General features: G+C 69.3%; 14 protein-coding genes and 1 pseudogene. 1 reads left to right on the top strand and 14 read right to left on the bottom strand.

All coding sequences use genetic code 11. The annotated features are described in order from the left end of the window. Window positions 1-37: 37 nt before the first annotated feature. From OHA05_RS26230 to proS, 13 genes and pseudogenes are all read right to left on the bottom strand, one after another. Complete coding sequence (locus OHA05_RS26230; RefSeq protein ID WP_003993268.1) at window positions 38-346, bottom strand: DUF2469 domain-containing protein; 309 nt, start codon at window positions 344-346, stop codon at window positions 38-40. 54 nt (window positions 347-400) lie between these two features. Next, window positions 401-898 carry an NUDIX hydrolase gene (locus OHA05_RS26225; protein WP_328863460.1) on the bottom strand — a complete coding sequence of 166 codons (498 nt, stop codon included), beginning with the start codon at window positions 896-898 and terminating at the stop codon, window positions 401-403. Window positions 899-998: 100 nt separating this feature from the next. Beyond that, on the bottom strand, window positions 999-1760 hold the full coding sequence (gene lepB, locus OHA05_RS26220) for a signal peptidase I (RefSeq protein ID WP_313943836.1): 762 nt from the start codon (window positions 1758-1760) through the stop codon (window positions 999-1001). Window positions 1761-1833: 73 nt separating this feature from the next. Further along, entirely contained in the window at window positions 1834-2766 is a 933-nt protein-coding gene (gene lepB / locus OHA05_RS26215) for a signal peptidase I (RefSeq protein WP_313948852.1), read from the bottom strand. Continuing rightward, a pseudogene (lepB, locus tag OHA05_RS26210) lies at window positions 2672-3746 on the bottom strand (signal peptidase I); the annotation flags it as partial. The pseudogene lepB (OHA05_RS26210) and the gene lepB (OHA05_RS26215), both read right to left, overlap by 95 nt. Further along, on the bottom strand, window positions 3739-4518 hold the full coding sequence (gene lepB, locus OHA05_RS26205) for a signal peptidase I (RefSeq protein ID WP_328861861.1): 780 nt from the start codon (window positions 4516-4518) through the stop codon (window positions 3739-3741). The pseudogene lepB (OHA05_RS26210) and the gene lepB (OHA05_RS26205), both read right to left, overlap by 8 nt. Before the next feature lie 71 nt (window positions 4519-4589). Continuing rightward, complete coding sequence (rplS, locus tag OHA05_RS26200; protein WP_313943839.1) at window positions 4590-4940, bottom strand: 50S ribosomal protein L19; 351 nt, start codon at window positions 4938-4940, stop codon at window positions 4590-4592. A 131-nt stretch (window positions 4941-5071) separates the two neighbouring features. Then, on the bottom strand, window positions 5072-5893 hold the full coding sequence (trmD, locus tag OHA05_RS26195; RefSeq protein ID WP_313943840.1) for a tRNA (guanosine(37)-N1)-methyltransferase TrmD: 822 nt from the start codon (window positions 5891-5893) through the stop codon (window positions 5072-5074). Further along, the gene (rimM, locus tag OHA05_RS26190) at window positions 5893-6462 is read right to left on the bottom strand and encodes a ribosome maturation factor RimM (protein ID WP_313943841.1); all 570 of its coding nucleotides are present in this window, start codon (window positions 6460-6462) and stop codon (window positions 5893-5895) included. The genes trmD and rimM overlap by 1 nt, the downstream gene beginning before the upstream one ends. An 88-nt stretch (window positions 6463-6550) precedes the next feature. Beyond that, window positions 6551-6790: an RNA-binding protein gene (locus tag OHA05_RS26185; RefSeq protein ID WP_003958958.1), complete on the bottom strand. Its 240-nt coding sequence runs from the start codon at window positions 6788-6790 to the stop codon at window positions 6551-6553. Window positions 6791-6792: 2 nt separating this feature from the next. Continuing rightward, the gene (rpsP, locus tag OHA05_RS26180) at window positions 6793-7239 is read right to left on the bottom strand and encodes a 30S ribosomal protein S16 (protein WP_313943843.1); all 447 of its coding nucleotides are present in this window, start codon (window positions 7237-7239) and stop codon (window positions 6793-6795) included. Window positions 7240-7445: 206 nt separating this feature from the next. Beyond that, complete coding sequence (locus tag OHA05_RS26175) at window positions 7446-8039, bottom strand: hypothetical protein (protein WP_313943844.1); 594 nt, start codon at window positions 8037-8039, stop codon at window positions 7446-7448. A 240-nt stretch (window positions 8040-8279) separates the two neighbouring features. Further along, window positions 8280-9692, bottom strand: coding sequence for a proline--tRNA ligase (proS, locus tag OHA05_RS26170; protein ID WP_328861860.1), 1413 nt, complete (start codon window positions 9690-9692; stop codon window positions 8280-8282). Window positions 9693-9909: 217 nt separating this feature from the next. Between proS and OHA05_RS26165 the strand changes: the two genes are divergently transcribed. Next, the gene (locus tag OHA05_RS26165) at window positions 9910-10752 is read left to right on the top strand and encodes a methyltransferase domain-containing protein (RefSeq protein WP_328861859.1); all 843 of its coding nucleotides are present in this window, start codon (window positions 9910-9912) and stop codon (window positions 10750-10752) included. Between the two features lie 155 nt (window positions 10753-10907). Here OHA05_RS26165 and ffh read toward each other — a convergent pair whose 3' ends face one another. After that, window positions 10908-12458: a signal recognition particle protein gene (gene ffh / locus OHA05_RS26160; protein ID WP_313943847.1), complete on the bottom strand. Its 1551-nt coding sequence runs from the start codon at window positions 12456-12458 to the stop codon at window positions 10908-10910. Window positions 12459-12515 lie beyond the last annotated feature (57 nt).

The following is a 12515-nucleotide window of genomic DNA, read 5'->3' as shown; positions in this document are numbered from 1 at the left end:
GTGGATCTTGGTGGACAACTCGCCCCTTGTGGAAAACTCAGCCACTCGGAAGTTCGAGATCGCTCTTGTTGAGCTCCTCGATATTCACGTCCTTGAACGTGAGTACCCGTACCTGCTTGACGAATCTGGCCGGTCGGTACATGTCCCAGACCCAGGCGTCGGCCATCGAGACCTCGAAGAAGACCTCGCCCTGCACCGAGTGGACCTGCATTTCGTAGTCGTTGGTGAGGTAGAAACGACGCTCGGTCTCGATCACGTACTTGAACAGCCCGACGACGTCTCGGTACTCCCGGTAGAGCTTCAGCTCCATCTCGGTCTCGTACTTCTCGAGGTCCTCGGCGCTCATGGCATGTTCCCCTTCAGCCGTGCGTCCCCCTATTGTGCGACAGCCCTGGGACCCCTAGACCACTTCTGGGGCCAGGACCACCGGTGTACTCGGAGGACCCTCGTCGAGCAGCGTGCGCAGCAGCTCGGCGAGCCTGGTCGGATACACCGTCTCACGCGCCGCCGACAGTTCGGCGGAGGTCCACCACCTCAGACCCGTGACACTGCGTCGCTCCAGCTCCGTGAGACCGCGCGTATCGGTCGACGTCTGCTCCGTACGCGCGAGGAAGTACCACTCGTCCTGGTCCCAGCGGCGTCCGGCGAAGGGGAACGAGCAGGTCCGGCGCCACAGAACGGGCCCCAGTTCCACCTCCGTGATCCCGGTCTCCTCCACCAGCTCCCGCCGGGCCGCCTCCTCACGGGTCTCGTCGCCCTCCAGCCCGCCCCCGGGTGTGAACCACCAGGTGTGGGCCGGATCGTCGGGCTCGAAGCCGTGCATCAGCAGAATCCGGTCCTCGGGGTCCAGCAGGACGACCCGTGCGACCCTCCGCAGCTCGCCCCCGGAGCCCGGCAGACCCTCGCCACCGGCGGCACCCGAGAAAGTCTCGCCGCTCCCAAGATCCCCGCCGCCCCCGGAACCCTCCGAGACCGGTCCGGGAACCCGTCCGAGATCGTCACCCGACACCGGCCGTCGCCTTCCTGCCCCCGCCCCCGGACGCGCCGCGCTTCCTGCCGGACAGCCGCTTGGCCAGCGGCCCGTACGCCGCCCCGCCGAAGATCAGCAGCGCGCCGGTCACGATCACACCGACGATCAGTTGCACCGGCCCGATCCGGGAGATCCCTCCCGGCAGTGCCTCGAACCCCTCGGGCCGCTCCAGCAGCCCGCCGTCCAAGGGCCAGGCCACGGCGTCCAGCCGGGCCTCCACCGCCGAACGGGGCACCGACCCCTGCCCGGGGTCCTCGAGGTGCACACGGGAGTCCAGCGACCCCATGCGCTCGTCCCCGAGCAGGAACAGCTGGCCCTGCGGGACCGTCGCACTGAAGGTCTTCCCCGAGGCCGGGCCCTTCTTCTGCAGATACGGTTCGTCAATCGCCGTGCCGTTGACGGTCAGCTTTCCGCCGTCACCACAGCACGCGACCTTGTCCCCGCCGATGCCGACGACCCGCTTGACCATCGGCATGTCTCCCCACTGGGAGTCGCGGAACACGACGATGTCCCCGCGGCGCACCTCGTCGCCGTCTATCCGCTCCGCCAGCACCCGCTCCCCGACCCGCACGGTCGGCGTCATGGAGTCGGTGGGCACGGTGTACGGCTGATAGACCACGGCACCCCAGATGAACCCTCCGAGGAAGAGCACACAGCCGACGGCCACGGCCACGCCCGACAGAGCACTGCCGAGCCGGCCGCGGCCGTCATCCGTACGTCCTGTTCCCATCCCAGCGCTCCCCACCTCGGAGACTCGCCCCCGGGATGCGCTGCCCGGGGTTCGTGCGATCTGGGACGGCACCCTACCCGGCGGTACGCCCTCCGGTCAGCCTCCGCCGGCGCCAGAGCACGATCGGCAGGGCGCCCACCGCGCCCATCGCCAGCGGCGCGCTCGACGAGACGGCCGCCGCGGCGGTGTTGATGCCGGGCTGGTCGAAGGTGGACGGTACCGGCAGCGTCGCCCAGCGGTTGAGCGGCCACGCGACCACGACAGCGCGTCCGACGACCTTGTCGACCGGCACGAACCCGCCGTTCACGTCCTCCATGTGGTACCGGGAGTCCCGGGAGTTCTGGCGGTGGTCGCCCATCACCCAGATCCGGTCCTTCGGCACCTTGAACGGCCCGAACGGCTGGTCGTCGCAGGGGGTGTCCCCGGGGAAGATGTACGGCTCGTCGAGCGCCTTCCCGTTGACCTTGACCGGGCCGCCCTTCTTGCACTCCACCGTGTCACCGGCGACCGCGATCGTCCGCTTGATCAGGTCCTTCTCCTCGGACGAGGGCATCAGACCGATGAAGCTGAGGAACTTCTGCGCAACGTTCGGGGCCGGGGTGGGCTCGCCGTCGAGCCAGCCGCCCGGGTCGTGGAAGACCACGACCTCACCGCGCTCCGGTTCCGAGCCGAACCACGGCGTGAGCTTGTCCACGAGCACCCGGTCGCCGCGCTGCAGGGTGTCCTGCATCGAGTCCGACGGGATCGAGAAGGCCTGTACGAGGAACGTCTTGATGAGCAGCGCGAGAAGCAGCGCGATACCGATCAGGAGCGGCAGTTCCTTCCAGAAGGATCGCTGCTTCTTCTGTCCCGTACCACTGCCGTCCGCCGATCCGCCGTCCGCGCCGTGGTCGTCGCCGCGCGGCGGATCGCCCGCCCTCCCGCCCGTCATTTCCGCGGGTGGCTCGGCGTGCCCGCCCGGCCTGTCCTCCGGCTGTCCGTGTCCGGATCGTGCGCCGACCGCCACATCCCCCACATCCACTCCTGTCTCCGTGCGTACCGCCTGCCCCGAAGGAGAAGCAGGCCCACCACTCCCATAACGAGCGGGAGTTCCGCAGGGCTCGGGAGCAGGATCAATCCGTTCCGATCCTGAGGGGACACACTATTCGGAGCTCCGAGCGCCCCGGTCGCACCGGCACGCGCGTTCGGGACCGATGCGTATGTCTCCGGCTCTTCCAGTTTGCGCCAGTGACCGATGGGCCAGGCGATCACGACCGCGCGCCCGACGACCTCGTCCTCGGAGACCGTGCCCCGGTCCTTCTCGTCGAGGTGGAAGCGCGAGTCGGCCGAGTTGGCGCGATGGTCACCCATCACGAAGATCCGGCCCTTGGGTACGGCGACCTCGAACTTCAGCGTCGAAGGAACGTTTCCGGGGTTCAGATAGGGCTCGATGAGCGGGGTCCCGTTGACCGTGACGCGACCGTCCTTGTCGCAGCACTTGACGGTGTCCCCGCCGACCGCGACCACTCGCTTGATCAGGTCCTGCTCGTCGTCCGACGGCAGCAGCCCGATGAAGGTCAGACCCTGTTTGACCTGCTTGACGACGATCGGATCCTCGGTCGTCGACGGGTTCTGCTCGTCCTGGAGCCAGCCGCCGGGGTCCTTGAAGACGACGACGTCACCGCGCTCGGGCTTGGAGCCGAACCACGGCGTGAGCTTGTCCACCAGCACACGGTCCTGGATGCGGATCGTCTGCTCCATCGAGCCCGACGGGATCACGAACGCCTGCACCAGGAACGTCTTCAGCACCAGCGCGATCATCAGCGCCACGGTGATGAGGAGGGGTATCTCCTTGACGGCGGAACGACGGCGCTTGCGTTTCACCTTCTGCGCGAGCCGGCGCCGCTCGGCCCGGCCCGGCAGGGACCGGGAGCCGTTGGTCGGCCGGGTCCCGGTCGGCAGCCGGGTGTCGGATCGGTGGCTGGCGCGACGCCCACGGTTACCCATGGGCGCCGCCCGGCATTCGTCCCGCTTCCGGTACGCGCGAGAACGTGTCCGGGCGCTCCAGGGAGGTCCAGCGGCCCAGCGGCCAGCCGATCCAGTCCGCGCGCCCGATGACCTGGTCGACGGGCACCATGCCGCCGCCGGGCTCACCGAGATGATCGCGGGAGTCGCGCGAATTGCTCCGGTGGTCCCCCATGACCCACAGAGTGCCGTCGGGAACGACGATGTCGAAGGGCACCTCGGACGGAACGTCGTCGGGATGGAGATATCTCTCGTCCAGCGGTACGCCGTTCACCTCGACCCTGCCCCCCTTGTCGCAACAGACCACACGGTCGCCGCCCACACCCACCACGCGCTTCACGAAGTCGGTCTCGGCCGGCTCGGCGAGACCCAGTGCCGCGAGCGCACCCCGTGCCGCGGCGCTGACCGGATTCTCCGCCAGGCCTTCCTGGACGAAGGAGCCCGTGCCGTCGAAGACGACCATGTCCCCGCGCTGCGGCTCCGAGTCGAAACGGTACGCCAGCTTGTTCACCAGCACCCGGTCCCCGACCTGGAGGGCCGGCTCCATGGAACTGCTGGGGATCTGGAAGGGCTGCACCACGAAACGGCTGAACATCAGGACCACGAACGTGCAGGCCACGCCCAGCAGCGCGGCTCTCCTCCACGACATCCCGGAGAGCCCGGAGGAACGCACGGAGCGCGACCCCTCTCCCTCTACCCCGGCTTCGGGGGTGGAAGAGCGGTCGCGCTCTGTGTTCTTCGCTTCGGTGTCCATCGAGGGCGAAGCCTATCCGGCCCTTCTGTGGACACGGGCGTCGTGTGAGCCGAAGCTCAGTCCCACGACGCTCAGTTGTCGCGCTTCTCCTTGATCTTCGCGGCCTTGCCGCGCAGCTCACGGAGGTAGTACAGCTTCGCGCGACGCACGTCACCGCGGGTGACGAGCTCGATCTTCTCGAAGATCGGGCTGTGCACCGGGAAGGTGCGCTCGACGCCGACGGAGAAGGAGACCTTGCGGACCGTGAAGGTCTCGCTGACGCCCGAACCCTGGCGGCGGATGACAACGCCCTTGAACTGCTGGATACGCGAGCGGTTGCCCTCGATGACGCGCACGTGGACGTTGACGGTGTCACCGGGACGGAAGGCGGGAAGGTCGCTGCGCAGCGAAGCCGCGTTGACGTTGTCGAGCAGGTGGGCCATGGTGATCTGCTTCCTCGCCGATGCCACAGGTCATCGACGGAACGGTCGAGAATGAGATGAGGTCGCTGTCCTCGTCGAGCGGGCGTCGGTCCCCCTGTGGCAGGGGCGCCGGCCGGACGCACAGCAGCGGCCTATTGTTCCACGGCCGGGGGCCTGCGCCAAAATCGGCCGCCGGGCTCCGGGGCCCAGCCCAGGATGGACAGCGTCTCCCGGTCCTTCTTGTCGAAGCCGGCCGGGTCGCAACGCTCGATCAGGTCCGGCCTGTTGAGTGCCGTACGCCGGAACGCCTCGTCCCTGCGCCAGCGCGCGATCTTCCCGTGGTGCCCGCTGACCAGCACATCCGGAATGGCGCGGCCACGCCACTCGGGCGGCTTGGTGTAGACGGGCCCTTCGAGGAGGTTCGCCATCGCGCCGGGTGCGAACGAGTCGTCGCGGTGCGACTCCGCGTTACCGAGGACACCGGGCAGCAGCCTCGCCACCGCCTCGGTGATCACCAGGACGGCAGCCTCGCCGCCGGCCAGGACGTAGTCGCCGATGGAGACCTCGTGGACCGGCATCCGGGTCGCGTACTCGTCGACCACCCGGCGGTCGATGCCCTCGTAGCGGGCGGGCGTGAAGATCAGCCAGGGGTTCCCGGACAGCTCCACGGCGAGTTCCTGGGTGAAGGGCCGGCCGCTGGGGGTGGGCACGACGAGCGCGGGGCTGTGGGCGCCCGCCTCGTAGCCGCTCGCCAGCACCTCATCCAGGGCGTCGCCCCACGGCTCGGTCTTCATGACCATGCCGGGGCCGCCGCCGTAGGGGGTGTCGTCGACCGTGTTGTGCCGGTCGTACGTCCATTCCCGCAGATCGTGCACCTGGACGTCGAGCCGTCCGCGGGCGCGTGCCTTGCCGACGAGCGAGACGTTCAGCGGTTCCAGGTACTCGGGAAAGATCGTGACGACGTCGAGCCGCATCAGTTCTCGTCCTCGGCAGCACGCGTCCCGGCATCGCGCGACGACGCGATCTCGGCCTCGCTGTCGTCGATGAGGCCGGGCGGCGGGTCGATGACGGCCCGCTGCTCCTCCAGGTCGATGCCGGTGACGATCTCCTCGACGAACGGGATCATCACCTCGCTGCCGTCCGGCCTCTCCACGATGAACAGGTCCTGCGAGGGCAGATGGCTGATCTCGGTGATCCGGCCGATCTCGGTGCCGTCGGCGAGGACGACGTCGAGGTCCATCAGCTGGTGGTCGTAGTACTCGTCGGGCTCCTCGGGCATCTGCTCCGGGTCCACGTCGGCGATCAGCAGCGTGTTGCGCAGGGCCTCGGCGGCGGTGCGGTCGCGTACGCCCTCGAAGCGCAGCAGCAGCCGGCCGCTGTGCACCCGGCCGGTCTCGATCGTCAGCGGCCCGACCGTGGCGGGCTCGGTGGCGAGGACGGCGCCGGGCCCGAGCCGCAGCTCCGGCTCGTCGGTGCGCACCTCGACGGTGACCTCGCCCTTGATGCCGTGGGCACGGCCGATCCGGGCGACTACCAACTGCACGTTGCACTCTCTCTTTCGTACGACCCGTACGACGACGGGCCGGGGACGGCTCGAAAGCCCTCCCCGGCCCGTGCCGGTGTTCCTCTGGTCAGCTGACCTGGTCCACGTCGACGAGGTCGACGCGGATACCACGGCCGCCGATTGCGCCCACGACGGTACGCAGAGCGCGCGCGGTGCGGCCGTTGCGGCCGATCACCTTACCGAGGTCGTCGGGATGGACCCGGACCTCGAGCACACGTCCACGGCGCAGGTTGCGCGAGGCGACCTGCACATCGTCCGGGTTGTCGACGATGCCCTTCACGAGGTGCTCGAGAGCCTCCTCGAGCATGCTCAGGCCTCGGTCGACTCGGCGGCCTCGGCAGCCTCAGCCGCCTCGTCCGCCTTCTTGTCGGACTTCTTCGCCTTCGGGGTGATGGCCTCACCCTTGGACTCGCCGCCCTCGATGCTCTTGGCGAACTCGTCGAACGCGGCGCGCTTGTCGGCCTTCGGCTCAGCGACCTTCAGCGGCGCCGGGGCCGGCAGGCCCTTGTGCTTCTGCCAGTCGCCGGTGAGCTTCAGGATCGCCATGACCGGCTCGGTCGGCTGGGCGCCGACGGACAGCCAGTACTGCGCGCGCTCGGAGTCGACCTCGATACGCGAGGGGTTCTGCACCGGGTGGTACAGACCGATCTCCTCGATGGCCCGGCCGTCACGGCGGGTACGGGAGTCGGCGACGACAATGCGGTAGTGAGGCGAACGGATCTTGCCCAGACGCTTCAGCTTGATCTTGACTGCCACGGAAGTGGTGTCTCCTGGTCTTGACGTGGTTGGGCACAACGGGATGCCACGTGGGGTTGCGGTACTCGGGGTGCCCGATGGACGCGTCAGCCGGAGGAGAGAGGGGTCCTGTGCGACTGTCGAGTACAGCTAGCCATTGTGCCACACGCCGACGGCGCTCTTCCCCCCGGACCTGCACCGCCCCCGTCGGCGGCCGGTGCCGGGGGTCAGCTCGCCGCGGCGACCACTTCGGGGATACGGAAGGGCTTGCCGCAGCCACCGCAGACGATCGGGGCCTGGGCCAGGACGGACGGCACCACCCGGACGTTGCGACCGCAGTCGCAGACGGCCTTCACCCGCACACCGCCGCCCGAGGATCCGTGCCGGGCGGCAGGTCCGCGGAAGGAGCGCTTGGTGTCGGAGGCTGTGGCGACCGTGTGCGCCTTGAGGGCGCGCTGCAGTCTCTCCATCGTGGGACGGTAGCGGCGCTTCGCCTCGGGGCTGAGCGCAACCAGGGAGAATCCGCTGCTGGGGTGCGGCTCCTCCACATGGTCGAGACCCATCTCCTCGGCGATCGCCAGGAATCGACGGTTGTGGTAGCGGCCGGCGCGTGAAGTGTCGCGGACACCTCGTGCGGCGGCGATGCCGTGGACTGCTTCGTGAAGCAGTCGCTCGAAGGAGAGCTCGGCGCCGCAGGCGGACGAGGACTCTCCGATCAGGGACTCGGGCGCGGCAAGATCCGGCAGTTCGGGGTGGTGCCGCTGAATGTCGGCCCACGCCTGTGCCAGCTCTGCGGCGAGAACAGGTGGTGTCGTGCTCACGTCGTGATAACGAGCCGAACGTCTCGCGGGTTCCATTACGGGGCATCCCAAATAATTTGCACGTACCAGTCAGTTGCCATTGATGCGTCCTGACGAGGGCGGGTGCGCTGATCTGCGGAGAAGCCTCGCAGCTCGCAACAAGGTGGTACGTAGCGGCTCGTACGCCCCAGCGCGTGGACGAGCGCTGCGCGCCGGGGGCGGCGGCCCGGAGCCGGGCCGCGTGGCGCGGGCCGCGCTGCCTCAGTAGGCCCGCGCGACGATCGCGACATTACCCGGCGCGTCGTCGGCGTCGGGCACCGACCCGTCCTCGGCGACCAGACAGCGCACCGACACCGACTGCTCGGCGAGCTTCGCCTCACCCTCCTGGCCCAGCGTCGCCCAGGGGATCCTGGCCCAGCCGCCGGCGGTCGCGGCCTCGGCGGCCTCGGCGATCCCGGTCACATCGGCGGTACGGGACTCGCGCCGTTCGCGGGATTCGCGCAGCAGCTGGGCCTGGTCCTCCTCCAGCAGCGCGGGCAGCAGTCCGGCGAGGTCGTCGATGCGCACCGGCTCCTTGCCTCCCGGAATCCGGCGGGCGAGCATCGCGGTGCCGGCCTCCAGGTCCCGCGGGCCGATCTCGACGCGTACCGGGACGCCCTTGAGCTCCCAGTCGACCGCTCGGCGGCCGAACGGCGTGTCCGTACGGTCGTCGACGTGGACGCGCAGACCGGCGGCCTTCAGCCGGTCGCCGATCTCGCGCACCTTGGCGACGGCCTCGTCGCCCTTGATGGCCATGACGACGACCTGGACGGCCGCGAGGCGCGGCGGGACGCGCAGTCCGTTGTCGTCGCCGTGGGACATGATCAGTCCGCCGACCATCCGGGTGGAGCTGCCCCAGGAGGTCTGCCAGACGAGCTCCTGCTTGCCGTCCTTGGACAGGTACTGGGTGTTGAAGGCCTTGGCGAAGTTGGTGCCGAGCTCGTGGCTCGTACCCATCTGAAGCGCCTTGCCGTCGCCCATCATCCCTTCCAGCGTCAGGGTGTTGACGGCTCCGGCGAATCGCTCGCGCGCGGTCTTGCGGCCGAGGACGACGTCGATACCGAGGACGTCGACCATGAATGCCGCGTACACGTTCCGGTGGATGTGCGCGGCGTAGTCCCGGGCCTCCTCGTAGGTGGCATGGGCCGTGTGGCCCTCCTGCCAGAGGAATTCCGTCGTCCGCAGGAAGACGCGCGGGCGCATCTCCCAACGGACCACGTTCGCCCACTGGTTGATCAGCAGGGGCAGGTCCCGGTAGCTCTGCACCCACTTCGAGAAGTAGTCGTTGATGATCGTCTCGGAGGTGGGGCGGACGACGACGGGCTCCTCGAGCTCCTTGCCGCCACCGTGCGTGACCACGGCGAGCTCGGGCGCGAAGCCCTCGACGTGCTCAGCCTCGCGAGTCAGGTAAGACTGGGGGATGAAGAGCGGGAAGTAGGCGTTCTGGGCACCCGCGTCCTTGATGCGGGCATCCATCTCCTGCTGCATCCGCTCCCACAGGCCGTAGCCGTACGGCCGGATGACCATGGTGCCGCGCACCGGGCCGTTGTCCGCCAACTCGGCCTTGTTGATCAGGTCCTGGTACCAGCGAGGGAAGTCTTCAGCCTGGGGCGTGAGAACGGGTGCCTTTGCCATGGCGCGCATCGTACGGCGACACGGGGCCGACCCGTGAATCGACCGGAGCCGGGGCGCACAGGCGTACGGGAAGCTCCGGGAACCCAAGCATTCCCCCCACGCCCCCTGGACGCGGGGACGCATGGGGAGTTCTCTGGCATACGGGGGAACGCACGGCGCACGGAAACACGGGGGCAGTCCAGTACTCGGCCACACACGGCGGATTGGGGCGCTTTCCATGACACCAACGCTCGTCCGACACCGACCCCGTACGGCGTCACCGACGCCCGCCGAGGCGTGCGCACGGGCCCGGGACTGGGCCGAAATCCAGGAACGGATGCTGGTGCCGCTGTACGAAGCGGTGTACTCACGACTGGAGGTCGGTTCACGGACCCGGCTGCTCGGCCTCGGCTGCGGCTCCGGTCTCGCCCTGCTGATCGCCGCCTCGCGCGGAGCGAGCGTGACGGGCGTCGACACGGACCGGGAGCGGCTCGCTCTGGCGAAGGAACGGATGACACCGTCCGACGCCTCGACGCCGCGCGCGGGCGCGCCGGACGTCGGCCTGGTGGACGGCGAGGTGCGGGACGCGGCCGGCGCGGCCGGGTCCCCGTACAACATGATCACGGCGTTCCAGCCGATCGGCTGTGCCGCCGGTGACACCGAAGGGCTCGGACCGGCGCTGGAGGAGGCCGTGGAGCTCGGCGAGCGCGGCAGCGCGGTGGTGCTCACCGGCTGGGGACCGCCGGAGCGCTGCGCCACGGCGGGCGTGCTGCGGGTGGCCGAGCGGATGCGCGGCAGCGGCTGGCGGCCGGCGCGGCGGGACGACCTGGAGGACGTGGCCTCGAAGGCGGGACTGAAACCGGACGGCTCGGGCCGGGTGGCGTGCCCCTTCGGGTACGCGGGCCTGGACAGTGCGGTGCGGGGACTGCTGTCGACCGGGCTCTACTCGGCGGCGGTGCGCGCCACCGACCTGGCGCAGGTCCGCAAGGAGATGGCGGAGGCGCTGCATCCGTACGTCCGCGGTGACGGGACGGTGTGGATGCCGAATGTCTTCCGCTACCTGATAACCCGGACCCCCTGAGGGCTTCCCTTCCGACGGGAGGGACGGTCGGCCGCGCCTGCGAGGGTCGTGGGCGGGCCCACGCGGGTACGGCGTCACGCGGGTACGGCGCGAGAAGCACGCGAGGGGCCCACGGCCTGCCGGCCGTGGGCCCCTCTCGTCGTGTGTGTGAGCCGTCAGCCCATGAACTTCTTGAACTCGTCCGGCAGTTCGAAGTCCTGGTCCTGGCCGCCCGGGAGACCGAAGGCACCGCCCTGCGCGGCGGCCTGCTCGCGGCGGGCGGCGGCGGCCTCCTCCTCGGCCTTGCGCTTCATCGGGTTGCCGCTCTTGCGCTTGCCCTTGGCCTGCTTGATCTGCTTCTTCTGACGGCCGGGGCCACCACCGGTGCCCGGCATCCCGGGCATGCCCGGCATCCCGCCGCCCTGGGCCATGCGCGACATCATCTTGCGGGCCTCGAAGAACCGCTCCACCAGGTTCTTCACGGCACTGACCTCGACACCGGAGCCCTTGGCGACACGGGCACGGCGCGAGCCGTTGATGATCGTCGGGTCCTGGCGCTCGGCCGGGGTCATCGACTTGATGATCGCGGCGGTGCGGTCCACCTCGCGCTCGTCGATGTTGTTGATCTGGTCCTTCATCTGCCCCATGCCGGGCAGCATCCCGAGCAGCTTGGAGATGGAGCCCATCTTGCGGACCTGCTCCATCTGGGCCAGGAAGTCGTCGAGCGTGAAGTCCTTGCCCTTGCTGCTCGCCAGCTTGGAGGCCATTTTGGCGGCCTCTTCCTGGCTGAAGGTCTGCTCGGCCTTCTCGATCAGGCTGAGCACATCGCCCATGCCGAGGATGCGGGACGCCATGCGGTCCGGGTGGAACGCGTCGAACTCGTCCAGCTTCTCGCCGTTGGAGGCGAACATGATCTGGCGGCCGGTGACGTGCGCGATGGAGAGCGCCGCACCACCGCGGGCGTCACCGTCGAGCTTGGAGAGCACCACGCCGTCGAAGCCGACGCCGTCACGGAAGGCCTCGGCGGTGTTGACCGCGTCCTGACCGATCATGGCGTCGACGACGAAGAGGACCTCGTCGGGGCTGACGGCGTCGCGGATGTCCGCGGCCTGCTGCATCAGCTCCTGGTCGATGCCCAGACGGCCGGCGGTGTCGACGACGACCACGTCGTACTGCTTGGCCTTGGCGTGCTCGATGGAGTCCTTGGCGACCTTGACCGGGTCACCGACGCCGTTGCCGGGCTCCGGCGCGTAGACCGCGACGCCCGCGCGCTCGGCGACCACGGCGAGCTGGTTCACGGCGTTGGGCCGCTGGAGGTCACAGGCGACGAGCAGCGGGGAGTGGCCCTGCCCCTTGAGCCAGAGGCCGAGCTTTCCGGCGAGGGTGGTCTTACCGGCACCCTGGAGGCCCGCGAGCATGATCACGGTCGGGGGCTGCTTGGCGAAGCGGAGCCGGCGGGTCTCGCCGCCGAGGATGCCGATGAGCTCCTCGTTGACGATCTTGATGACCTGCTGGCTGGGGTTCAGCGCCTTCGAGACCTCGGCGCCCATGGCCCGCTGCTTGACGTTCGCGATGAACGCACGGACCACGGGAAGGGCGACGTCCGCTTCGAGCAGCGCGATACGGATCTCGCGTGCTGCGGAGTCGATGTCCGCCTCGGACAGGCGGCCCCGACCGCGGAGTGTCTTGAACGTCGCACTGAGACGATCGGAAAGGGTATCGAACACGGTGGTCGCAGATCCTCGGGTCGGGGGCTGAGTCAGTCGCCCCCCAGGGTATCCGGC

Source organism: Streptomyces sp. NBC_00306, assembly GCF_036169555.1.
Lineage (GTDB): Bacteria > Actinomycetota > Actinomycetes > Streptomycetales > Streptomycetaceae > Streptomyces > Streptomyces achmelvichensis.
Note: the sequence above shows the minus strand (reverse complement) of the source record. Positions and strands in the feature narration are given on the sequence as shown.